We start from the raw sequence: 23,229 nt of genomic DNA, 5'->3' as shown, positions 1-23,229 counted from the left end.
AAACGGGGGCCCGGCACCAGGGACGAGGGGCCCCGGGCGTTCAGGACAGGAACCGCCGGGCGTCTCGGAGAGGGGGTCGGCGGGTGTTGCGGAACGGAGTCGCGGGCGTTGCGGACAGGGATCACCGGACGTTGCGGAACGGGGGCGCGGAGGGTTGGGGAACGGGGCGCGAAGGGTTACGGAACGGGATCACCGGGCGTCGCGGAACGGGGGCGCCGAGGGTGGCGGAACGGGATCACCGGGCGCCGCTGATCGAGGCGCGGAGGGATGCGGAACCGGGGCGTCGGCTCCGGGGGACCGTGGCCGTCGGGTCGGGGACGGGGGTTGCCGGGGTTGCGGGGCGAGGTGGCCGGCCCGGGTGGACCGGAGCCGCCGGGGGTCCGGGGCGCGGGACGTCGGCCTGGGGGACCGGAGGCGTCGGGGTGCGGTGTGGGGGTGTCGGGCGCGGCGGGCACGGGGCGGCGGGTGTTCGGAAGGCGGTGTGCCGGGTGTTCCGGACCGGGGGCGTCCGGTCCGTGCGGGGCCGCAGCCGTGCACGGCCGGAGTCGGCCCGGGGCGCGGGGACACCCAGCGGCGACCGACGGCACGGACGGGACTGTTAGATTCCAGGCCAGCGTGAACAAACGGCGGGAAGGCGGGGCCCATGGCAAGCCACGGAGCGCGGAACCGGAGCGGAGGGCGGCCGACCCTCGAAGAGGTGGCCGCTCGCGCCGGTGTCGGCCGCGGCACGGTCTCCCGGGTGATCAACGGCTCGCCCCGGGTCAGTGACGCGACCCGCGCGGCCGTCGAGGCGGCGGTCGCCGAGCTCGGCTATGTCCCCAACACCGCCGCCCGCGCCCTCGCCGCCAACCGCACGGACGCGATCGCGCTGGTGGTCCCGGAGCCGGAGACCCGCTTCTTCGCCGAGCCCTACTTCTCGGACATGCTGCGGGGCGTCGGCGCGGAGCTGTCCGACACCGAGATGCAGCTGCTGCTGATCTTCGCGGGTAGCGATCGCGAACGGCGCCGGCTGGCCCAGTACCTGGCGGCGCACCGCGTCGACGGGGTCCTGCTGGTGTCGGTCCACGCCGACGACCCGCTGCCCGACCTGCTGTCCCAGCTGGAGATCCCCGCGGTGATCAGCGGTCCGCGCTCCGCCGCGGAGACGCTCCCCTCCGTGGACTCCGACAACTACGGCGGCGGCCGCTCCGCCGTCGAGCACCTGCTGTCCCGGGGCCGCACCCGCATCGCCCACATCACCGGCCGGCTGGACGTCTACGGCGCCCAGCGGCGCGTCGACGGCTACCGCGACGCGCTGCGGGACGCGGGGTACCCGGCGGACGAGGGCCTCATCGCGCCGGGCGACTTCACGGAGGAGGGCGGGCACCGCGCGATGCGCGAACTCCTCGCCCGCACCCCCTCCCTCGACGCCGTCTTCGCCGGCTCCGACGTCATGGCGGCCGGCGCCCGTCGGGCCCTGCGCGAGGCGGGCCGCCGGCTGCCGGAGGACGTGGCGATGGTCGGCTACGACGACTCGGCGATCGCCCGCCACATGGACCCGCCCCTGACCAGCGTCCGCCAGCCGATCGAGGAGATGGGCCGCAGGATGCTGGACCTGCTCCTCACGGAGATCGCGGACCGCCGTCCCGCGGTGTCCCGAGGGCTGGAGCGCCGCCAGGTGGTGCTGGCGACGGAGCTGGTGGAGCGCTCCTCCTCCTGAGCGGCCCGCCCCGGCCTGTCACGGGTGCGGCGGGGTCATGTGACGTGGTCCGACGCGGTGTCGGTGAGCTGCCACCGCACCTCGCCGTCCTGTCGCCGGGAGGTGGCCGAGAGTCCGGCGGACCGGGCCACGGCGGCGGAGGCGTGATGGCCGGGGTGGATGTGCGCCACGATCGTGCGCACCCCGCCCTCCCGCAGCCGGGCGACCAGAGCGGCGGCCGCCTCGGAGGCGAGGCCGCGGCCCTGCCAGGCCGTACCGACGACCCAGGCGATCTCGGCGTGCTCCCCGCCCCCGGTCACCGTGGCCTGCACCGTTCCGGCCAGCCGTTCGGTGTCGCGCGGCCGCAGCACCCAGTTGCACCAGGAGACGGCCGGGTCGGGCGAGCCGGCGACGAGACGTTCGTAGCGGGCGCGCAGTTCCTCGGGCGTGTCCGGGGTGCCGCCGATGAAGGTGTGGAGTGCGGGATCGCCCAGGACGACCGCCATCCGGGCCGCGTGGGCGACACGCAGCGGGAGGACGTCGAGCCGGGCCGTGGCGAACGGCCGCGCCAGGAAACCTCGAGGCATGGCCGCTCCCGGGAAACACATCAGCCGGTGACCTCCCTCCAGGGAGATCACCGGCTGATGACTCAGGGTGAGTGACGGGACTCGAACCCGCGGCATCCTGGACCACAACCAGGTGCTCTACCAGCTGAGCTACACCCACCACGCCCGGCAGTTGGACTTTGTGGTCTCCCTACCGGCCGAGAAAAAGTGTACAGGGTCGGAAGGGGTGCTCGCGCACGGCTTTTCCGCGGTGCCCTCAGCCTCCGGGCAGCACGTGCCGGGCGGCGATCGCCTTCGCGGTGTCGGAGTCGGGCCCGGGCTGCGGCACGAAGACGGCCTCGCGGTAGTAGCGCAGTTCCGCGATGGACTCACGGATGTCGGCGAGGGCGCGGTGGTTGCCGTTCTTCGGGGGGCTGTTGAAGTAGGCCCGCGGGTACCAGCGGCGCGCGAGCTCCTTGACCGACGACACGTCGACGATCCGGTAGTGCAGGTAGCCCTCCAGGGCGGACATGTCCCGGGCCAGGAAGCCGCGGTCCGTGCCGACGGAGTTCCCGCACAGGGGCGCCTTGCCGGGCTCCTTCACGTGTTCCCGTACGTATGCCAGCACCTGGGCCTCGGCGTCCGCGAGGGTCGTCCCGCCGGCCAGCTCCTCGAGGAGTCCGGACGCGGTGTGCATCTGACGCACCACCTCCGGCATCGTCTCCAGTGCCTTGGCCGGCGGCCGGATGACGATGTCCACACCGTCGCCGAGCACGTTCAGCTCGGAGTCGGTGACGAGGGCGGCCACCTCGATGAGAGCGTCGTCGGACAGCGAGAGGCCGGTCATCTCGCAGTCGATCCACACCATGCGATCGTTCATGCGACCACCCTAAAGCTGACGTCGGCTTTTGCGGTGCCCCGCGGGGGAGGCTCTCGTGCCGGACGCCGGACGGACCGAGGTCCGTCCGGCGTCCGGGGTGAGCGGTGTCCGGGGCGGGCGCGGCGCGCTCAGCTGCCGCTGCGCTGCCCCGGCAGGCTCGCCCGTGAGGACGCGTACGCGTCGCGGGCGTGCTCGGACGGCAGCGAGCCCGGCGCGCCCACCGCCGCCGGGGCCGTCCGCCGCAGCTGCGGCGGTACCGGTCCCGGGGCGTCGGGGTGCAGCACCGGCGGCGGTGGCAGCGGAGGTTCGCTGTCCGCCGGCCGTTCGCTCTGCGGCCTGCGCGCCCGGTACGCCGCCCGGTACGCGGCCGGGGACGAGCCGAGCTGCCGGCGGAAGTGCCCGCGCAGCGCCACCGGCGAGCGGAAGCCGCAGCGCCCCGCGACCTCGTCCACCGAGTAGTCCGACGTCTCCAGCAGCCGCTGCGCCTGGAGCACCCGCTGGGTGATCAGCCACTGGAGCGGCGCGCTGCCGGTCAGGGACCGGAAACGGCGGTCGAAGGTGCGGCGGCTCATGTAGGCGCGTGCCGCCAGCGTCTCCACGTCGAACTGCTCGTGGAGGTGCTCCAGCGCCCAGGCGACGACCTCGGCGAGCGGGTCGGCGCCGATCTCCTCGGGTAAAGACCGGTCGAGGTAGCGCTCCTGGCCGCCCGAGCGGCGCGGCGGGACGACCAGCCGTCGGGCCAGTGCGCCCGCGGCCTCGTTACCGTGATCCGTCCGCACGATGTGCAGACAGAGGTCGATTCCGGCCGCCGTGCCCGCCGACGTGAGCACGTCGCCGTCGTCGACGAACAGTTCGCGCGGATCCACGTGCACCGACGGGTAGCGCTTGGCCAGCGTCGGCGCGTACATCCAGTGGGTGGTGGCCGGGCGGCCGTCCAGCAGACCCGCGGCGGCCAGCACGAACGCGCCGGTGCACAGGCCCACGATGCGGGCACCCTCCTCGTGCGCCCGGCGCAGTGCGTCGAGCGCGTCCTCCGGTGGCGGAGAGGTGATCGAGCGCCAGGCCGGCACGACGACCGTGCCCGCCCGCGAGATCGCCTCCAGGCCATGTGGTGCGGTGAGTTCCAGGCCCCCTGTGGTCCGCAGCGGGCCTTCTTCGCCGCCGCACACCAACAAGCGGTAGCGCGGCACGCCGGCGTCCTGGCGGTCAATCCCGAACACCGACAGCGGAATGGAACTCTCGAAAATGGGGCCGCCGCTGAACAGCAGCACCGCGACGATCTCCTTGCGGCGTCGCCCGGAAAGCTTCCGGGCCGCGGCTTCCGGCGCGGCAGTGGAGTCGTGGCTCATCCTGCTAAGCCCCCCTCGGTGGTCGCGGCGCCCCTAACTTGTCGGGCATGTCGCTCCAGCACGTTTCCCCTCGGTCCGGCACGAGTCCCCCGCCGTAGACAGTCAAGATCGAATCTAACGTGTCGCACAATGCCGGTGTGGCCGGTTCACCACCCGGCGGATTGTCGACATGGCAACTTGGCGTGAAGCATTCGATCACGAAGCGTTGCACTCGTGGGCCGTGCAGGGAAGTGCGCCTCCGTGCCGTGGCCAATCCCCGTAGGGTGCACCGGGCCCCTGAGGCCCTTTCCGTGCAGGTGGAACGGGGGGTGGGGGGTGGTGGGGGCAAGGGATGCGCCATCACCGGAAGTTGGCTGAAAAGAGGTGGGTCCGGGTGTGAAAACCGGTCAACCGGCCGGTGAGTTCCCACCGGTGTGACGACCGCCACGGTGCGACCCCGATCCGGTGCGCTGATGGCGCCCCCGGTGGTGCGCCTGCGGCCCCGGTCCCTCGTCCAGCAGCCGGACCGCGCACTGTTCGGACCGGCGCAGCAGCACCCGGCAGACGGCGGTGACCGCGGCGAGGCCCAGGGCGGTGCCCGCGGTGCCGGCCAGCGAGGTGCCGTACCAGAGGAGGACCACCGGGACCAGGAAGCAGGTGAAGGCCGCCCAGCGGATCAGGTCGCCGGTCCGGTCGTCGCCGGGACGGGTCTCGGGAGCGGTGCGGGACGGGGGCACGGTGCGGGACTCCTTCCCGGAGGCGGCGGGCGGGCGGGGTGGTGGTGCGGGAGCGGGCGGCGGGGGTGCGGCGGCGGTTCGCAGGGTTCAACGCCTGTTCGAGCGGTCGGTCACTGCCCGTTCGGGTCGGATGAGCGAACCCTGTGCAAACCGCCTGTACGAGGCAGCAACCATTGCGTTACGGGCGTCGGCTCGTGCATGCTCCCTGGAACCCCCACCCAGGGCGTGCGATATCTGGGCTCAGGAGGCGTTCCGCCGTACCCTTGGGGGTATGGGGTCGGGAAGACGATTCCCGGACAGCTCCGCCGTTCACCGCCGTCCACCCGTACAAGGATCGATACGCCGAGACAGCCATGGCCGGTCACGAATTCTTCGAACCCGCGGACCGCAAGCGGCCCGTCGCCGACCCTACGGCGGCCGAGCCCCTGGCGGCCGAAGAGGCGCGCCATTCCTGCGATCCCGCCTTCAAGCACGGTGTGGTCGTCGGTTTCGACGGCTCCACGTCCAGTGAGCGCGCGCTGGCGTACGCCATCGGCATGGCCCATCGCTCCGGCTCGGGACTGATCATCGTCCACGTCGCCAACCGGCTGCCCACCACGGTCTGGGCGGGGTGCGAGCCGCCGGTCTTCGTGGACGTGCCGGACCACCGCACCGAGGTGCTCGGTCTGGAGCTGGCGTGCGCGGAGTACCTCGCCGAGGTGCCCTGGATCCTGGTCGAGCGCGGTGGTGACATCTGCCACGAACTCGAAGAGGTGGGGCGGGAGTACGAGGCCGACGCGATCGTGGTGGGTTCGACCCACGGCATCGTCGGCCGTATCTTCGGCTCCGTGGCGGGGCGGCTCGCCAAGCGGGCGAAGAGGCCCGTCATCGTCATCCCCTGACCTGCCGTCCTCCGGTGCGCCGTCCGGCCGGGCGAGGTGACGTCCGGGTGCTCCCGGACCCCCTGTGACCTCCTGTGAAGCTACTGGCGCGTAGAGGTGTTTGTGCCTTTGTGAAGGGCATATATCGCTCACACAACTGCACATGCCTGAAGGGAGCTTGCCGTGGACAACGACGTCTCTGCGGGAAGCAGCACCACCTCGATCGCCGGCCGACTCGCCCTGGGTGTCACCCTGTTGGCGTTCGGGCTCGGGTACACCGACCTCATCGACGGCGTGACGGCGGCGGACGCCGTGTCCATCGCCCACTACATCGGCGGCGTCGCCCTGTTCCTCGCGGGCCTGCTGGCCCTGCGCGACCGCGACACGGCCACCGGTACGGCCTGCACCGTGCTCGGCGCCTTCTGGTTCACCTGGGCGGTCTCCGCCGGGACCCAGGCCTCCGACAACGCCGCGGGGCTCTTCCTGCTCCTGTTCGCCCTCGTGGCGCTCTCCCTGGCCGTCGCGGGCGGCGATCGACTCGGCCGGGCCGCCCACGGGTTGTTCTGCGTGGGCCTGGTGCTGATGGCCGTCGCCCGGTTCGCCGACAGCGGCTCACTCACCAAGGCCGGCGGCTGGTTCGCCGTGGCGGCGGGCGCGGTGTCCTGGTACGCGGCGACCGCGGCGCTGGCCCACTGGCCCACGGCGCTTCCCCGACGTGCTGCCCGCCCGGGGGTGACGGCCACGGGCTGACCGGCAGCCGGTGCCGGGGAGTCGGGCGCCCCCGGCGAACGGAGCGGGCCCCCGCGGTGGGAACACCGTGGGGGCCCGCTCTGATGGACCGTCAGGACTACTCGACCGTCACCGACTTCGCGAGGTTGCGCGGCTTGTCGATGTCCCGGCCGAGCGCCTTCGCCGTGTAGTAGGCGAGGAGCTGGAGCGGGATGCCCATGAGGATCGGGTCGAGCTCGTCCTCGTTCTTGGGGACGAGGACCGTCTGGTCGGCCTTCTCCTGCTCCTGGTGGGCGACCGCGATGATCTTGCCGCTGCGGGCCTTGATCTCCTCCAGGGCGGCGCGGTTCTTCTCCAGCAGGTCGTCGTCCGGAACGATCGCGACCGTCGGGAGCGCGGGCTCGATGAGGGCCAGCGGACCGTGCTTGAGCTCGGAGGCCGGGTAGGCCTCGGCGTGGATGTACGAGACCTCCTTGAGCTTCAGCGAGGCCTCGCGGGCGACCGGGTAGCCCCGGACGCGGCCGATGAAGAGCATCGAGCGGGCCTCGGCGAGCGTCTCGGCGAGCTTCTCGATCTCCGCCTCCTGCTCCATGATCTCGGCGATCTGCGCGGGCAGCTTGCGCAGGCCCTCGATGATCCGCTTGCCGTCGCGCACGGAGAGGTCACGGGTACGGCCCAGGTGCAGGGCGAGCAGCGCGAAGGCGACCGTGGTGTTGGTGAAGCACTTCGTGGAGACGACGCAGACCTCGGGACCGGCGTGCACGTACACGCCGCCGTCCGCCTCGCGGGCGATCGCCGAGCCGACGACGTTGACCACGCCCAGCACCCGGGCGCCCTTGCGCTTCAGCTCCTGGACGGCCGCCAGCACGTCGTACGTCTCACCCGACTGCGAGACGGCGATGTACAGGGTGTCGGGGTCCACGACCGCGTTGCGGTAGCGGAACTCGGAGGCGGGCTCGGCGTCCGCGGGGATACGGGCGAGCTCCTCGATCATCTGGGCGCCGATCATGCCCGCGTGGTACGAGGTGCCGCAGCCGAGGATCTTCACGCGGCGGATCTGGCGCGCCTCGCGGGCGTCCAGGTTGAGGCCGCCGAGGTGCACGGTGGAGAAGCGGTCGTCGATGCGGCCGCGCAGCACGCGGTCCACGGCGTCGGCCTGCTCGTGGATCTCCTTGTGCATGTAGGTGTCGTGGCCGCCCATGTCGTAGGAGGCGGCCTCCCACTCGACGGTGGTGGGCTCGGCGGTGGTGCGGGTGCCCTCGGTGGTGTACGTGCGGAAGTCGTCGGCCTTGAGGGTGGCCATCTCGCCGTCGTCGAGGGTGACGATCTGGCGGGTGTGGGCGACCAGCGCGGCGATGTCCGAGGCGACGAACATCTCCTTCTCGCCGATGCCGAGGACGACCGGGGAGCCGTTGCGGGCGACGACGATCCGGTCGTTGAAGTCGGCGTGCATCACGGCGATGCCGTAGGTGCCCTCGACGACGCGCAGCGCCTCGCGGACCTTGTCCTCGAGCTTCTCGGCCTGGGCGCGGGCGACGAGGTGCACGAGGACCTCGGTGTCCGTCTCCGAGAGGAACTCGACGCCGTCGGCCTCGAGCTTCCTGCGCAGGTCGGAGGCGTTGTCGATGATGCCGTTGTGGACGACGGCGACCTTGAGGTCGGCCGACATGTGCGGGTGGGCGTTCACGTCGGAGGGCGCGCCGTGGGTGGCCCAGCGGGTGTGGGCGATGCCCGTGGTGCCCTTGAAGCGCGCCGGGACCTTGGCCTCCAGGTCGCGGACCCGGCCCTTGGCCTTGACCATCTTCAGGCCGGCCGTCTTCGGGGAGCTCACGACGATGCCCGCCGAGTCGTACCCGCGGTACTCGAGGCGCTGAAGGCCTTCGAGCAGCAGCGGGGCCACGTCACGCCTGCCGATGTATCCGACGATTCCGCACATGTATAGGTATCCCCAAGCTTTCGATCACCCGTAGACGATGCGTCGCAGTTGCCTGAGCGTGAGCTCGGGCGGCGCCACCGCACGGTATTTCAGGTCCGCCTCGACCCTTTCGAAGATCTCCGCGTTCACCAGGCCCTGGGCCTGGAGCTCGCGGTGGCGGCGACGGACGTAGTCCTCGGTCGTCTCGTCGAAGTAGGCGAGCACGTCCTGGATCACCCGTAGCGCCTCGCCCCGCTGGAGGGGCGTGGAGCGTGTCAGGTGATCAACAAGTTCGTCGTGCACCCGGTAGATCCTGGGGTACGCGAGCCGGTTTCGCAAGAATCGTGCCCGATTTCGGGCAGGCGCCTGTTAAGGAGCCTTGGGAGAACATTGAATGTGTTATGGGTCGCTGTTCGCGAACCGTCCATTCGGCGTCTTGCGGCCCGTCGCCCGAGGCGACGAGTTTCAGACGTCATGGACACTCCTCGCATGGGCGTACCCGAGCAGCTCGCCGAGCGCATGAGCATGGCCGAGCAGCACGAGTACCTGCGCGCCAAGTTCTCCCGGCGCACGATGATCAGAGGCGGCGCCGTCACCCTCGGCGCCGTCACCGGTGGCGCGTTCGTCACCGGCGCCACGGCGCAGGCCGCCGTGCCGGCGCAGCCCCTCCCGCAGACCGAGACGGTCGACGGCTCGCTCGTCGCGCCCTTCGGCCGCCACCTCGCCTTCGGCAACGACCCCGCCACCGAGATCACCGTCTCCTGGCAGGTACCGCTGCCGGTGAAGAAGCCCTTCGTGCGGATCGGCACCCACGCCTCGCACCTCTCGGTCAAGATCGACGCAGAGGTCCGCACTCTCTACACCCCGGCCGGTGTCGGCGCCAGCGGTGATCACACCCAGTACTACGTGCACGCCGAGCTGACCCACCTCAAGCCCGGCAGGACGTACTACTACGGCGTCGGCCACAACGGCTTCGACCCGGCCTCGCCGCAGTTCGCGGGCACCGTCGGCACCTTCACCACGGCCCCCGCCCACAAGGCGCCCTTCACCTTCACCGCCTTCGGCGACGAGGGCGTCGGCTACCACGGCCTCGCCAACAACAGCCTCCTGCTCGGCCAGAACCCCGCCTTCCACCTGCACGCCGGCGACATCGCCTACGCCGACCCGGCCGGCGCGGGCAAGACCGCCGACACCGGCTTCGACTCGCGCGTGTGGGACCAGTTCCTCGCCCAGACCGAGTCCGTCGCCAAGTCCGTCCCGTGGATGCCCGCCTACGGCAACCACGACATGGAGGCCTGGTACTCGCCCAACGGCTACGGCGGCGAGGAGGCCCGCTGGAACCTCCCGGACAACGGCCCGGACAAGAAGAACCTCCCCGGCGTCTACTCCTTCGTCTACGGCAACACGGCGGTCATCTCGCTCGACGCCAACGACATCTCCTTCGAGATCCCGGCCAACCTCGGCATCTCGGGCGGCACCCAGACCACGTGGCTGGAGGCGCAGCTCAAGAAGTACCGGGCCTCCAAGGACATCGACTTCGTCGTCGTCTTCTTCCACCACTGCGCCTACTGCACCTCCACCGCGCACGCCTCGGAGGGGGGTGTGCGCCAGGAGTGGGTGCCGCTGTTCGAGAAGTACACGGTCGATCTGGTCATCAACGGCCACAACCACCAGTACGAGCGCACCGACGTCATCAAGGCGGGCGCGGTCACCAAGAAGCTCCCGATCGGCGGCACCGCGTACCCCGAGACCGAGGGCGTCGTCTACGTGACGGCGGGCGCGGCGGGCCGCAGCCTGTACGCGTTCACCGCCCCGCTCTCCTACGAGGGCCACGAGAACGAGGTCGAGTCCGTGGCCTCCTTCGTCAACACCGGGAGCGGCAAGCAGAACGAGACGGTCACCTGGTCGCGGGTGCGCTACCTCGACTACTCCTTCCTGCGGGTGGACGTCACCCCGGCGGCCAAGGGCCGGACGGCCACGCTGACGGTGCGCGGCATCGCCGAGACCGGCGCGCAGGTCGACCACTTCACGGTGGCCCGCAAGGCGAAGTGAGCCCGGTGGGTGCGCCCGGAAGGCGGGGCGCACTCCCACCCGGCCCGGCAGGCGGTCCCCGTACGCGCTAGAGGCGCTTGAGGACCGCCTGCTTGGCCCTCGTGAACTCGTCCTCCGTCAGGACGCCGTCACGGCGCAGCTCGCCGAGTTCGCGCAGGCGGCGCAGCAGCACGTCGTGGTCGTCGCCCGGCGCGGGCGCGGGGACGCTCCCGACCGGCAGGGTCTGCCCGCCGGCGTCCGGCGCCGCGGCCTCACCGGCGGCGGCCGCCGGGTGGGGCAGCCTGGCCTGCACGGCCGCCGCGACGAGCGCCATCAGCGGGTCCTTCCTGAACCCCCACAGCTCGACGGCGTTGGGGTCGTACTTGGCCGGCGCCGCCGTGGCCGGCGCGTGCCGCGGCCGAAAGCGCAGACAGCCGTTCTCCAGGCCGACCGCGGGCCGCCACTCCACGGCCTCGATCCCGGCGATGTCCAGATCGCGGGCGCCCGCGGAGGCCTTGGACTCCTCCGTCTTCCAGTTCCACTCCAGGCGCACGCGCTCGCCGTCGAAGGACGCGGTGCCGTCCCCGGCGGAGACGGACAGCGGTACGGGCGGCCCCGGCAGCAGATAGGAGTCCACGGGACCGGCCGCGACGCCGTCGAGCAGCAGTGTCCGGCGCACCTCGTCCACGAGGTACTCGGCGACCCCGTACCGGTCGGAGTCGACGAGCAGCTGGTACGGGTCGTGCGGCTCGGCCAGCCGTCCGCCGGTGGCCGTCAGGAGCGGGTCGGCGCCGTCCCGCAGCCGCAGTCTCAGCCGCCCGCCGCGCTTGCCCTGCTCGAAGGAGATGCCCGCCGACGCTTCGAGCGGGACGACGAGTTCACCCAGTTCCCGGCGCAGCAGGCCGACGTTCCTGTCCCGGCCCGGAGTGATCCGCAGGGCGTCGCCGTCGAGGACCCAGGTGCCGTCGCGCTGGATGATTTCCGCCATGGGGGGATTCTCCCAAAGACGGGGACGGGCGCCCCCGGGGACCGTACCCGGGGGCGCCCGTCCTCTTGATCAGAACCCCGCGACGGGATTCTTCAGGGTTCCGATCAGCTGGAGGGCGCCCGAGGGGTCGGCCAGGTCCACCATCTGCCGGTTGTTGCGCAGCTGGAGGCGGTTGAGGCAGGACAGGGCGAACTCGGGGGCGAACAGGTCGTACCGGCGGAAGCGGTCGGCCAGTTCGGGGTTGGCCTCCTGGTAGGCGCGGGTGACCTCGGCGACCGTGCGCCAGAAGTCGTCCTCCGCCAGGATCCCCTCGGCGGCGAGGCCGGCCGCGAGGAAGCGGAAGAAGCAGTCGAAGACGTCCGTGAAGACGGACAGCAGCTTCTGGTCCTCGGGCACGTCGACGCGGATGCGCCGGACCTCGGGCGGCAGCACCGCGTCCGGGTCCAGGACCGCGATCTCCTCCGCGATGTCCTTGTAGATCGCCCGCTGCACGGCCCCGTCGCGCAGGACGAGGATGGTGTTCTCGCCGTGCGGCATGAACACCAGGTCGTAGGCGTAGAAGCTGTGCAGGAGCGGCGTGTAGTACGCCTGGAGGTAGCCGCGCAGCCACTCGACCGGTGTCAGCCCGGACTGCTCGATCAGGGCGCCCGCCACCGACCTGCCCTCGTCGTCCACGTGGACCAGGCAGGCCATCGTGGCGAGCGACTCGCCGTCCTGGAGGGAGGGCACCGGGCTCTCCCGCCACAGCGCGGCCAGCATCTTGCGGTAGGGCGAGTAGCGGTCCGTGGCCGCCTCGTACTCCAGGTGCCGGTAGCCCACGGCGGCGCGCTCCCGGATGATCGACAGTCCGGTCGACCTCAGGACCGGGTCGTTGTCGATGAGCCGGGCCAGCCAGTCGTTGATGGCCGGGGTGGCCTCCATGTAGGCGGCCGAGAGCCCGCGCATGAAGCCCATGTTGAGCACGGACAGCGCCGTCTTCACGTAGTGCTTCGCGGGGTGCGTGGCGTTGAAGAACGTCCGGATGGACTGCTGCGCCAGGTACTCGTCGTCGCCCTCGCCCAGGCACACCAGGTTGCCGCGCGCGATCTCGGCGGCGAAGGTGACGGACAGCTTGTTCCACCACTGCCAGGGGTGGACGGGGACGAGGAGGTAGTCGTCCGGGTCGCGGTGCTGCTCGCGCAGGATGCCGGCGAACCGCTCGACCGTCTTCTCGCCCAGCTCCTGCCGTACGAAGGACTCGTACTCGATGCCGACGCCGGCCGTGAAGGCCGCCCGTGACCGGTGCGCGGCCAGCCAGACCAGCCGGACCGGGCTCGCCGTCTCGGGAGCGTAGGCCAGGTACTCGTCGATGCCGAAGCCGAGCCGTCCGTTGTTGGCGACGAAGCAGGGGTGGCCCTCGGTCATGCCGGTCTCGATGGCCTGGAACCCGCCGCGGGCCAGCTCCGCCGACGTGACGCGCGGTTTGGCCAGCTTGTAGCAGGTGCCGGACAGGGTGGAGGAGATCTCCTCCAGGTAGACCGGCAGGATCTCGTCGCTCAGCCCCAGCGCCGTCCGCAGCTCGATCATGAAGTCGAGCGCGGCAAGGGGCAGTTCGGCGCCGTCCCGGGTGCGCGTGACGGAGTCGGCGTCCACCTGCCAGTGGTCGAGGGCGTACCGGACGGCGGTGAAGCGGTAGTGCGTCAGCCCGTCGTCGCTGCGCACGACCCAGTGGCCGTCCTCCTCCTCGGGGGTGACGAGGCGTTCGTGCGCGAACTCCGCGAGGGCCTTGCGGACCAGCAGGCGGTTGGCCCTCTCCCAGCGTTCGGGGGAGAGGTGGGCGACGGCGTCGGTGAGGCTCATGCCGTGACCCCCGTCGCCGCGGCGAACCGCTCGCGCGTGCAGAAACTCAGCAGGGCCCGCTTCTCCGGCTTGTCGATCTCGCGCTCGGCGACGAACCCGACGGCCTCGTTGAGGGCCTGCACCGCCTTGTTGGCGACGTCCGGCTCGACGACGACACGCCGCACCGCCGGGTCCTCGAAGAGGCGTTCCAGCACGGCGGTGATCACGGCACGCGTGAAGCCGTGCACGGGCCGGTCGGTGGGGGCGACCAGGAAGTGCATGCCGATGTCGCCGGGGAGCGGCTCGTACAGACCGACCAGCTCGCGGTGGGCCGGGTCGTAGTACTCCATGAGGAAGGCGGGTTCGCCGTCGTGCAGGCCGATGAGGGCATGGCTGTGCTCGTCGGCCGCGATGTCCATGTAGGCGCGCTCGACGTCGACGCGTGTCGCGTGCTGCATCATCCAGAACGCGGCCTTGGGGTGGGTGACCCAGCCGTGCAGTAGCTCGGCGTCCTCGACCGGGTCGAGGGGGCGCAGGGTGAGTCGGCCGACGGTGGCCGTGGTGGTGCTCATACGGCGAACTCCTGGAACGCGATGGTCTTCTCGACCGGGTAGTACTCGCTGCCGAGCAGCTCGCGGATGATGGCGCTGTTGCGGTAGGCGCCCATGCCGAGGTCGGGCGAGGTGATGCTGTGGGTGTGCGCGCCCGCGTTCTGGAGGAACACCCCCCGGCCCGTGGTGTCGATGGCGTAGTTGCGGGCGACGTCGAAGTTGCCCCGGGAGTCGTAGCGCAGCCGGTCGCGGACCGGTGCGAGGAACTCCGGCTCGACGTACTTGTAGCCGGTGGCCAGCACCAGGCCCTCGGAGCTCAGCTCGAAGTCCTTGCCCTGCTCCTCCTGGCGGAACGACAGGGTGTAGGTGCCGTCGGCGTACGAGGCGCCGGTGAGCGCGGAGTTGGTGAGCAGCCGGGTCGGGACCGGGCCGCCCAGGTTCTTCCGGTAGAGCAGGTCGAAGATCTCGTCGATGAGGTCGCCGTCGATGCCCTTGTAGAGGTTCTTCTGCTCGTCGGTGAGGCGGTAGCGCGTCGGCTCCGGCAGCTCGTGGAAGTAGTCGATGTACTCCGGTGAGGTCATCTCCAGCGTGAGCTTGGTGTACTCGAGCGGGAAGAAGCGCGGGGAGCGGGTGACCCAGTTCAGCCGGTAGCCGTGGACGTCGATCTCGCCGAGCAGGTCGTGGTAGATCTCGGCGGCCGACTGCCCGGAGCCGACCAGGGTGATCGACTTCTTCTTCTGGAGCTCCGCCTTGTGCCGCAGGTAGCCGGAGTTGTGCAGGAAGTCGCCGCCCAGACCGGCGCAGGCCTCGGGGACGTGGGGCGGCGTGCCGGTGCCGAGGACCAGGTGGCGGGCGCGGAACCGTTCGCCCGCCGCGGTCCGCACCACGTACACGTCGTCCTCGTAGGTCACTTCGGTCACCGTGGTCGAGAAGCGCACGCTGCTCAGCCGGCCGGCCGCCCAGCGGCAGTAGTCGTCGTACTCGACGCGTAGCGGGTAGAAGTTCTCGCGGATGTAGAACGAGTAGAGCCGGCCTTTCTCCTTCAGGTAGTTGAGGAAGGAGAAAGGCGAGGTGGGGTCGGCCAGGGTGACCAGGTCGGACATGAACGGCGTCTGGAGGTGGGCGCCGTCGAGGAACATGCCGGAGTGCCACTCGAAGTCCGGCTTGGACTCCAGGAAGACGCCGTCGAGGGCCTCGATCGGCTCGGTCAGGCAGGCGAGGCCGAGGTTGAAGGGGCCGAGCCCGATCCCCACGAAGTCATAGGTGCGGCTGGCTTCAGGAAGCGCGGTCAAGGGATTCTCCCAGGTACTGCTCGGCGTGGCCGGCGATCAGGTCGAGGACGGCTGCGATGTCGTCGGTCGTCGTTTCGGGGTTGAGCAGGGTGAACTTCAGGTACTGGCGCGCGCCGACCTTGGTGCCCGCGACCACGGCGTCGCCGGAGGCGAACAGGGCCTTGCGGGCGTAGAGGTTGGCGCGGTCGATCTCGGCCGGGTCGGTGACGGCGGCGGGGATGCAGCGGAAGACGAGGGTGGAGAGCGACGGCTCGACGACGACGTCGAAGCGCGGGTCGGCGGCGAGCAGCCGCCAGCCTTCGGCGGCCAGGTCGCAGACCTCGTCGAAGAGCCGGCCGATGCCGTCGGCGCCCATGGTGCGCAGGGTCATCCAGAGCTTGAGCGCGTCGAAGCGCCGGGTGGTCTGGAGGGACTTGTCCACCTGGTTGGGGATGCGCTCCTGCACCATGCGGCGCGGGTTCAGGTACTCGGCGTGGTAGGTCGCGTGGCGGAGCGTGGCCGCGTCGCGCACCAGGACCGCGGAGGAACTGACCGGCTGGAAGAAGGACTTGTGGTAGTCGACGGTGACGGAGTCGGCGCGCTCGATGCCGTCGATCCGGTCGCGGTGCCTGACGGAGGCGAGCAGTCCGCAGCCGTAGGCCGCGTCGACGTGCATCCAGGTGCCGTACCGCTCGCAGAGCTCGGCGATCTCGGGCAGCGGGTCGATGGAGCCGAAGTCCGTGGTGCCCGCGGTGGCGACCACCGCCATGGGGATCAGGCCCGCCGTCACGCAGCGCTCCAGCTCACGGGCGAGCGCGAGGGTCTGCATGCGCTTGTCGGTGTCGACGGGAACGGACACCACCGCGTCCTCGCCGAGGCCCAGCAGTTTCGCGGACTTCTTCACGCTGAAGTGGCTGACCTCGGAGGCGAAGATGCGCAGCCGTGCGAGGGAGGCCGGTCCCTCCAGGCCGTCCCGCCCCGGCTTGGCCTCCTCCCGGGCGAGCAGCAGGGCCTGGAGGTTGGACTGGGTGCCGCCGGAGGTGAACACGCCGTCGGCGGCCGGGCCGAGGCCGATGCGGGCCGTCGTCCAGTCGATCAGTTTGCGCTCGATCAGGGTGCCGCCCGCCGACTGGTCCCAGGTGTCCAGGGAGGAGTTGACGGCCGACAGGACCGCCTCGCCCAGCACGGCGGGGATGACGACCGGGCAGTTGAGGTGGGCGAGGTAGCGGGGGTGGTGGAAGTAGATCGCGTCGCGGAAGTAGACCTCCTCCAGCTCGTCCAGGACGGCCGTGGTGTCGTACAGCGGCTGGTCCAGGTCGATGCCGTCGATGCGGGGCGCGAGGGCGTCGACCGTGACGCCGGTGAACGGACGTTCGGTGGCGGCGATTTTGGCGGCCACCCGCTCTACTCCTTCGGTCACGGAGCGGCGGTACTGCTCCGCGGTCGTGTCATTGAGCAGGTGCGAGCGCATGGTGGGGGTCCTCCGGGGTGGGGACGGGGTCCGCGGGGGGACGGATCCGGGAGCGGAGCCTGGGGTTCAACTTAGGTTAGCCTAACCTAAGTTGAGTTGTCGGGGCCGTGCCTCGTCCGTGACCGTGATCACGTCCGCCCCCCGGACGGCCCGTCCGGGGGAGCGCGGAGCGCTACTCCGCCTCGCGGAGCTGCTCCTCGCTCATGCCCTGACGCCAGTACCCGACGAAGGTGATCAGGCGCCGGTCGACCCCGCGTTCGCGGACGAAGTGCCGCCGCAGCGCCTTCACGCACCCCGACTCGCCCGCGATCCAGACGTAGGGGTGCGCGGAGGCCGGGAGCCGGGCCTGTCGGAGCGCGTCCACGGAGTTCTCCCCGACCACCCAGGTGATCTCCGCGTCCGCCGCGGTCGTCAACTCCCGGATGTTCCCGGCGTCGTGCGTCTCCAGCCAGACCCGGACCCGCTGCCCGGCCGGCAGGGACTCCAGGATCGAGGCGACGGCCGGGAGGGCGGTCTCGTCGCCCCACAGCACGGTCAGATCGGTGTCCGCGGGCGGCCGGAACCGGATCGCGCGGTTGTCGGCCACGGCCGGGCCCAGCAGCACGACCCGGTCCCCGGCGGCCGCACGCGCGGCCCAGACGGAGGCGGGACCGGCCGGGGTGTGCAGCACGAAGTCGATGTCGATGCCGATGGTGTACCCGAGCGCGTCCCGGCGCAGGGACCGCAGGGTGTACGACCGCATCACCGCCCTTACGTCGTCGGGCAGTTCACGCCATCCCTGCCACCAGCCGTCCCCGAGCTCGATCGGGACCGCCGGTGCGGACTGGCCCGGATGCGGCAGGAACAGGGAGAGCGACTGGTCGCGCCCGTCGGAGAAGAAGTGCCGCAGGTCCTCGCCCGCGAACGTGACCCGGACGAGCGAGGACCCGAGTCGCCGGGTCCGTGCGACCTTGAGGGAGAAGAACCGGAAGGGCGCGACGACTGCGGTGGTCACGGGGCTGCTCCTGTGGGCGTGGGGTGGGGTGGCCCCCTGCTTTTCAGGGGCGCGGGGAACTGCGCGACCGGCCGTGACGGACACGCGGCTCACCCGCGGCCTGAGCCACCCGCGGGTCAGCTGACCTTCTTCGCCTTCTCGAGCGCCTCGGCGAGGGTCTCCAGCAGCGGCACGCACTTCGCGTACGACAGGATCGGCTCCGGCGAGCGCGCGATGACCTGTCCCGCCTTCACCGCCGGCAGCTTCTTCCAGGTCGCCTCGGTGATGTCGGCGGGCTGGATCGTCGAGGAGCGGTCGTCCATCATGATGATGTCGGCCGGGTACTTGTCGACGTTCTCCCAGCTCAGCGACTCGTACCAGCCGCCGCCCTGCGCCTTCGCGCTCGCCGGCGGCTCGACGAAGTTCACGCCGAGGGCCTTGAAGTACTCCAGGTCGATGGAGAGGTCGGTGCCGGAGACGTAGAACAGCTCGGCGCTGGCCGAACCGGCCATCACCTTGATGCCGGGCTTGGCCTTGGCGGCGGCGCGCAGCCGGGCGGCGGCGGCCTCGAACTTCTTCTTCGCGTCGGTCACGGCAGCCGCCGTCATGTCGGCGCCCAGCGACTCGGCCAGCTCCCACATGCGCTGGAGCGGAGCGGTCAGCTGGCGGTCGTAGACGGAGACGCCGACGCTCGGCGCGAGCTTGGCGATCTTGTCCTTGGAGGCCTCGGGGACGTACCAGAGGGTGCCGGCGTCGTCGAACATCGTGGAGATGAGCACGTCGGGCGCGAGGGCCGCGTACTTCTCGACGTTGAACTCGTCCCAGACGTTGCCGAGGACCGTCACCTTGCTGACGTCCATGTCGCCCGCCTGGACGTCGGCCTTGCCCGCGGCGGTCCTGGTCGGACCGAACACGCCCTTGACCTGGATGCCGTAGTCGTGGAGCGCGGCGCCGACGCCGGTGAAGGCGACGATGTTCGCGGGGATCTTGTCGAGCTTCACCGTGGTGCCGCGGTCGTCCTTGAACGTCCAGGGCCCGGAGCCGGCCGAAGCGCCCGCCGTCGACGCGGAGCCGCCGCTGCCGGTGTCCTCGTCCCCGCAGGCGGCGAGTGCGGCACCGAGACCGAGGGCGCCACCGGCGGCGAGGATGCCACGGCGGGTGGGACGGGCGGCTCTGGCGTTGGGCATGTCTCTGGCTACTTTCGAACGGGGCGGATCACCCGAGGACTGATCGAACGTAGGTTAGCCTAACCTCATCTCAAATCGAAGGGCCCGGTGGCCTCCCGGCACACCGGACCCCTGGTCCCGCCTCTGCTTCCCGCCGCCGTCGGCTCAGCCGGTGAGTCCCAACTCCCTTGCGATCAGCATCCGTTGCACTTCGCTCGTGCCCTCGCCGATCTCCAGGATCTTGGAGTCGCGCCACATCCGGGCCACCGGATACTCGTTCATGAAGCCGTAGCCGCCGTGGATCTGGGTGGCGTCACGGGCGTTGTCGACGGCGACCGTCGACGAGTACAGCTTCGCGAGGGCCGCCTCCTTCTTGAACGGATCGCCCGCCACCAGCCGCGAGGCCGCGTCCCGCCAGGCGAGGCGGGCCGTGTGGGCCTTCATCTCCATGTCGGCGATCTTGAACTGGATGGCCTGGTTGGCGCCGATCGGACGGCCGAACGCGTGCCGCTCGCGGGCGTACTTGACCGACTCGTCCACACAGCCCTGCGCAAGACCGGTCGCCAGCGCCGCGATGGCGATCCGCCCCTCGTCGAGGATGCGCAGGAACTGCGCGTATCCGCGGCCCTCCTCGCCGAGCAGGTTCGCCGCCGGGACCCGCACGTCGGAGAAGGACAGTTCACGGGTGTCGGACGCGTTCCAGCCGACCTTCGAGTACGGGCTCGCCACCGTGAAGCCCGGGGTGCCGGACGGCACGATGATCGCCGAGATCAGCGGCCGGCCGTCCGGCTTGCGGCCCGTCACCGCCGTGACCGTGACCAGACCCGTGATGTCCGTACCCGAATTGGTGATGAAGCACTTGGTGCCGTTGATCACCCACTCGTCCGTGTCCGGGTCGAGGCGGGCCGTCGTGCGCGTCGCTCCCGCGTCCGAGCCGCCGTCCGGCTCGGTCAGCCCGAAGGCACCCAGGATCTCGCCGGAGCACAGCCGCGGCAGCCACTGACGCTTCTGCTCCGGCGTCCCGAAGAGATGGATCGGCATGGCGCCCAGCGAGACGCCCGCCTCCAGGGTGATCGCCACGGACGAGTCGACCCGCGCCAGTTCCTCCAGCGCGATGCCGAGGGCGAGGTAGTCGCCGCCCATACCGCCGTGCTCCTCGGGGAACGGCAGGCCGAACAGGCCCATGCGGCCCATCTCGCGGACGATCTCGTAGGGGAACTCGTGCCGCTCGTAGAAGTCGCCGATCTTGGGCGCGACCACGTCGTGCGCGAACTCCTCGACGGTACGGCGGAGTTCTTCCAGTTCGGGGGAGAGACGGTGGTCCATCGCGTTCACTGCTCCTTGTGGGGCTGTGTCATCGTGCCGAGGGCTCGGACGGTGCGTGACGGGCTGGGTCGGCCCAGTCGGCCGGCCATCCACTCGCTCGTGGCGACGAGACGGCCGAGATCGATACCGGTGTCGATGCCGAGGCCCCGCAGCATCCACACGAGGTCTTCGGTGGCGAGGTTGCCGGTGGCGGACTTGGCGTACGGGCAGCCGCCGAGACCGCCCGCCGAGGCGTCGACGGTGGTGACGCCGTGCTGGAGCGCGGCGAGGGTGTTGGCGAGCGCCTGACCGTAGGTGTCGTGGAAGTGGACACCCAGCACGTCTGCCGGGACGCCCTGTTCGCCGAGCGCGGTCAGCAGCGCCCGGACGTGTCCCGGGGTCGCCACGCCGATCGTGTCGCCCAGGCTCAGCTCGTCACAGCCCAGGTCGAGCAGGGCCCGGCAGACCCGGACGACCTGGTCGACCGGTACCGCGCCCTCCCAGGGGTCGCCGAAGCACATGGAGAGGTAGCCGCGCACGTGCACGCCCTGCTCCTTGGCCCGGGTCACCACCGGCTCGGTCATGGCCAGCGCCTCGTCCAGGGTGCGGTTGAGGTTGGCCTTCGCGAACGACTCGGTGGCGCTCACGAACACGGCGACCCGGCGGGCGTCCAGGGCGAGCGCGCGGTCGAGCCCGCGTACGTTCGGCACCAGGACCGGCAGCGCCACGTCCAGATCGCTCACCATCGGGAAGAGCCGCTCGGCGTCCGCGAGTTGGGGAACCCAGTCGGGGTGGACGAAGCTGGTCGCCTCGATGGTGGTCAGGCCCGCGTCGGCCAGCCGGCGCACGAACTCCGCCTTGACCTCCGTCGGTACGACCGTCTTCTCGTTCTGGAGGCCGTCGCGTGCGCCGACCTCGTGGATCCGCACCCGGGCGGGCAGCCCGGGGAGCGGCACCGTCATGGGAAGGGTCACCGGTCCTCCTCCACCGGGGCGATGACGGCCAGCACCTGGTCCATCGCGACCGTCGCGCCGGGCGCCACGTCCAGCTCGGCGACCGTGCCGGCGTGCGGGGCGGAGATGACGTGCTCCATCTTCATCGCCTCCACGACGAGCAGGCTCTGCCCGGCGGCCACCTCGTCGCCGACGGCGACCTTGACGACCGTGACCGTGCCCGGCATGGGCGCGGTGAGCGAGTCGGCGCCGGCGTGGGCGCCCCGGCCGAGGGAGTCGGCGACCGGGTCGTGGTCGCGCACCTGCCAGGCGTCGCCCTCGTGGCCCAGCCAGGTGCCGTCCGCCAGTGCGGCGAACGTCCGGCTCACGCCGTCGAGCCGGCAGGTGAACCGGGGATCGGCTCCCGGCCGCGGCGGCTGCCCCGCTGCGGCCCGCAGCGGGGTCGCGTCGCCGTCGAGCAGGACCTCCGCCCCGCCGTCCGCGGTGCCGCGCACCCGGACCGTCACCGGGTCCTGTCCCGGGACCTGGAGGTGGTGGGCCGTCCAGGCGGGGTCGCCGCCCAGACGCCAGCCGTCCGGTACCGAGAAGGGATCCACCCAGTCCGTGTCCGGGGACCGGGGGGCGAGCGCGGCCTGGCGCAGCAGCGCCGCGGCCGTGTACACCTCCTGCGGCACGCCGGCCGGGACGAGCGCCGCGGCCTCCCGCTCCACCAGCCCCGTGTCCAGCTCGCCGGCCACCACCGCCGGATGGGCCAGCAGCCGCCGCAGGAACCCGGCGTTGGTCTGCACGCCCAGCGTGACCGTCCCGGCGAGCGCCGCCCGCAGCCTGCGCAGCGCGGTCTCCCGGTCCGGCCCGTAGGCGATCACCTTGGAGAGCATCGGGTCGTAGAGGCTGCCGACCTCGGTGCCCTCGCTCAGCCCGGAGTCGGTGCGCACACCGTCGCCCTGCGGCTCGCGCAGCCGCAGCACGGTCCCGCCGGAGGGCAGGAACCCGCGGGCGGGGTCCTCGGCGCAGATCCGCGCCTCGACCGCGTGGCCGGTCAGCCGGACGTCCTCCTGGCCGAAGGACAGGGGCTCACCGGCGGCCACCCGCAGCTGCCACTCCACCAGGTCGAGGCCGGTGACCAGTTCGGTGACCGGGTGCTCCACCTGGAGGCGGGTGTTCATCTCCATGAAGTAGTACGAGGACGGGTCGCCGCCCGGCACGATGAACTCCACCGTGCCCGCGCCCCGGTAGCCGCAGGAGCGGGCCGCCTGGACCGCCGCCTCGCCCATGGCCGCGCGGGTCCGTTCGTCCAGCAGGACGGAGGGCGCCTCCTCGACGATCTTCTGGTGGCGGCGCTGGAGGGAGCACTCGCGCTCGCCCAGGTGCACCACGTTCCCGTGGCCGTCGGCCAGCACCTGGATCTCGATGTGCCGGGGCCGGTCGACCCACCGCTCCACCAGGAGCGTGTCGTCGCCGAAGGAGGTGCGCGCCTCGCGGCGGGCGGCGGCGATCTCCTCCTCCAGCACGGCCAGGTCCCGCACCAGGCGCATGCCCTTGCCGCCGCCGCCCGCCGAGGGCTTGAGCAGGACGGGGGCGCCCAGCCGGTGGGCCGCCCCGGCGAGGTCGGGGTCGCGGCCGCCGGGGACGACCGGCACGCCGGCCGCCTCCACGGTCTCCTTGGCGCGGATCTTGTCGCCCATCAGGGCGATGGCGTCCGCGGGCGGCCCGATGAAGACCAGCCCGGCGTCGGCGCACGCGCGCGCGAAACCGGCGTTCTCCGCGAGGAAGCCGTACCCCGGGTGGACCGCCTGGGCGCCGGTGCGGGCGGCCGCCTCCAGCAGCCGCTCCACCGACAGATAGCTCTCGGCCGCCGGCGGCGGACCGATGCGCACGGCCGTGTCCGCCTCCCGGACGTGCCGGGCGTCGGCGTCGGCGTCGGAGAAGACGGCCACCGAGCGCACCCCCAGCGCGCGCAGTGTCCGGATGACCCGGACGGCGATCTCGCCCCGGTTGGCCACAAGCACGGTGTCGAACATCAAGGCTCC

20 protein-coding genes and 1 tRNA gene are annotated in these 23,229 nt (G+C 71.5%); 4 read left to right on the top strand and 17 right to left on the bottom strand.

The features are described from left to right. Positions 1-643: 643 nt before the first annotated feature. Positions 644-1,699 carry a LacI family DNA-binding transcriptional regulator gene (locus Saso_RS14085; RefSeq protein ID WP_189918156.1) on the top strand — a complete coding sequence of 352 codons (1,056 nt, stop codon included), beginning with the start codon at positions 644-646 and terminating at the stop codon, positions 1,697-1,699. Positions 1,700-1,734: 35 nt separating this feature from the next. On the opposite strand, the gene Saso_RS14080 is transcribed toward Saso_RS14085, so the two are convergent. The 5 genes from Saso_RS14080 to Saso_RS14060 all read right to left on the bottom strand — a co-directional run bounded on the left by Saso_RS14080 (position 1,735) and on the right by Saso_RS14060 (position 5,168). Further along, the gene (locus Saso_RS14080; protein WP_189918154.1) at positions 1,735-2,265 is read right to left on the bottom strand and encodes a GNAT family N-acetyltransferase; all 531 of its coding nucleotides are present in this window, start codon (positions 2,263-2,265) and stop codon (positions 1,735-1,737) included. A 66-nt stretch (positions 2,266-2,331) separates the two neighbouring features. Next, positions 2,332-2,404, bottom strand: a tRNA-His gene (locus Saso_RS14075). A gap of 96 nt (positions 2,405-2,500) precedes the next feature. After that, positions 2,501-3,103, bottom strand: a complete 603-nt coding sequence (orn, locus tag Saso_RS14070) for an oligoribonuclease (protein WP_189918152.1) — start codon at positions 3,101-3,103, stop codon at positions 2,501-2,503. Positions 3,104-3,231: 128 nt separating this feature from the next. Continuing rightward, complete coding sequence (locus Saso_RS14065) at positions 3,232-4,452, bottom strand: helix-turn-helix domain-containing protein (RefSeq protein ID WP_189918150.1); 1,221 nt, start codon at positions 4,450-4,452, stop codon at positions 3,232-3,234. 386 nt (positions 4,453-4,838) lie between these two features. Beyond that, positions 4,839-5,168, bottom strand: a complete 330-nt coding sequence (locus tag Saso_RS14060; protein WP_189918148.1) for a hypothetical protein — start codon at positions 5,166-5,168, stop codon at positions 4,839-4,841. Positions 5,169-5,521: 353 nt separating this feature from the next. On the opposite strand from Saso_RS14060, the gene Saso_RS14055 reads away from it, so the two are divergent. Together Saso_RS14055 and Saso_RS14050 are read left to right on the top strand one after the other, a co-directional pair. Then, the gene (locus Saso_RS14055) at positions 5,522-6,049 is read left to right on the top strand and encodes a universal stress protein (protein WP_189918147.1); all 528 of its coding nucleotides are present in this window, start codon (positions 5,522-5,524) and stop codon (positions 6,047-6,049) included. Between the two features lie 162 nt (positions 6,050-6,211). Next, positions 6,212-6,778, top strand: a complete 567-nt coding sequence (locus tag Saso_RS14050) for a GPR1/FUN34/YaaH family transporter (RefSeq protein WP_189918146.1) — start codon at positions 6,212-6,214, stop codon at positions 6,776-6,778. Between the two features lie 97 nt (positions 6,779-6,875). Here the strand turns inward: Saso_RS14050 and glmS are convergent, their stop codons facing one another. Together glmS and Saso_RS14040 are read right to left on the bottom strand one after the other, a co-directional pair. Further along, on the bottom strand, positions 6,876-8,693 hold the full coding sequence (glmS, locus tag Saso_RS14045; protein WP_189918145.1) for a glutamine--fructose-6-phosphate transaminase (isomerizing): 1,818 nt from the start codon (positions 8,691-8,693) through the stop codon (positions 6,876-6,878). A gap of 24 nt (positions 8,694-8,717) precedes the next feature. Then, positions 8,718-8,975 (bottom strand): hypothetical protein, encoded by a 258-nt coding sequence (locus Saso_RS14040; protein WP_189918144.1) that lies wholly within the window; start codon positions 8,973-8,975, stop codon positions 8,718-8,720. A gap of 186 nt (positions 8,976-9,161) precedes the next feature. On the opposite strand from Saso_RS14040, the gene Saso_RS14035 reads away from it, so the two are divergent. After that, positions 9,162-10,724 carry a purple acid phosphatase family protein gene (locus tag Saso_RS14035; RefSeq protein WP_189918143.1) on the top strand — a complete coding sequence of 521 codons (1,563 nt, stop codon included), beginning with the start codon at positions 9,162-9,164 and terminating at the stop codon, positions 10,722-10,724. A gap of 67 nt (positions 10,725-10,791) precedes the next feature. On the opposite strand, the gene Saso_RS14030 is transcribed toward Saso_RS14035, so the two are convergent. From Saso_RS14030 to Saso_RS13985, 10 genes are all read right to left on the bottom strand, one after another. Continuing rightward, the gene (locus Saso_RS14030) at positions 10,792-11,691 is read right to left on the bottom strand and encodes a DUF4429 domain-containing protein (protein WP_189918141.1); all 900 of its coding nucleotides are present in this window, start codon (positions 11,689-11,691) and stop codon (positions 10,792-10,794) included. A gap of 69 nt (positions 11,692-11,760) precedes the next feature. After that, positions 11,761-13,530, bottom strand: a complete 1,770-nt coding sequence (locus Saso_RS14025; protein WP_189918139.1) for an IucA/IucC family protein — start codon at positions 13,528-13,530, stop codon at positions 11,761-11,763. Then, the gene (locus Saso_RS14020) at positions 13,527-14,081 is read right to left on the bottom strand and encodes a GNAT family N-acetyltransferase (protein ID WP_189918137.1); all 555 of its coding nucleotides are present in this window, start codon (positions 14,079-14,081) and stop codon (positions 13,527-13,529) included. The genes Saso_RS14025 and Saso_RS14020 overlap by 4 nt, the downstream gene beginning before the upstream one ends. Further along, on the bottom strand, positions 14,078-15,352 hold the full coding sequence (locus Saso_RS14015; protein WP_189918135.1) for a lysine N(6)-hydroxylase/L-ornithine N(5)-oxygenase family protein: 1,275 nt from the start codon (positions 15,350-15,352) through the stop codon (positions 14,078-14,080). The genes Saso_RS14020 and Saso_RS14015 overlap by 4 nt, the downstream gene beginning before the upstream one ends. Beyond that, entirely contained in the window at positions 15,336-16,802 is a 1,467-nt protein-coding gene (gene desA, locus Saso_RS14010; protein WP_189918133.1) for a lysine decarboxylase DesA, read from the bottom strand. Before desA ends, Saso_RS14015 begins: the two co-directional genes overlap by 17 nt. A 172-nt stretch (positions 16,803-16,974) precedes the next feature. Then, positions 16,975-17,796 carry a siderophore-interacting protein gene (locus Saso_RS14005; RefSeq protein ID WP_189918131.1) on the bottom strand — a complete coding sequence of 274 codons (822 nt, stop codon included), beginning with the start codon at positions 17,794-17,796 and terminating at the stop codon, positions 16,975-16,977. Positions 17,797-17,912: 116 nt separating this feature from the next. Beyond that, positions 17,913-18,962 carry an ABC transporter substrate-binding protein gene (locus Saso_RS14000; RefSeq protein WP_189918129.1) on the bottom strand — a complete coding sequence of 350 codons (1,050 nt, stop codon included), beginning with the start codon at positions 18,960-18,962 and terminating at the stop codon, positions 17,913-17,915. A gap of 144 nt (positions 18,963-19,106) precedes the next feature. After that, entirely contained in the window at positions 19,107-20,267 is a 1,161-nt protein-coding gene (locus Saso_RS13995) for an acyl-CoA dehydrogenase family protein (RefSeq protein WP_189918128.1), read from the bottom strand. A gap of 5 nt (positions 20,268-20,272) precedes the next feature. Beyond that, the gene (locus Saso_RS13990; RefSeq protein WP_229901037.1) at positions 20,273-21,220 is read right to left on the bottom strand and encodes a hydroxymethylglutaryl-CoA lyase; all 948 of its coding nucleotides are present in this window, start codon (positions 21,218-21,220) and stop codon (positions 20,273-20,275) included. After that, complete coding sequence (locus Saso_RS13985; RefSeq protein ID WP_189918126.1) at positions 21,217-23,220, bottom strand: acetyl/propionyl/methylcrotonyl-CoA carboxylase subunit alpha; 2,004 nt, start codon at positions 23,218-23,220, stop codon at positions 21,217-21,219. Before Saso_RS13985 ends, Saso_RS13990 begins: the two co-directional genes overlap by 4 nt. Positions 23,221-23,229 lie beyond the last annotated feature (9 nt).

The sequence above is a fragment of the Streptomyces asoensis genome (assembly GCF_016860545.1).
Taxonomy (GTDB): domain Bacteria; phylum Actinomycetota; class Actinomycetes; order Streptomycetales; family Streptomycetaceae; genus Streptomyces; species Streptomyces asoensis.
This window is presented reverse-complemented; position numbering and strand designations above follow the sequence as displayed.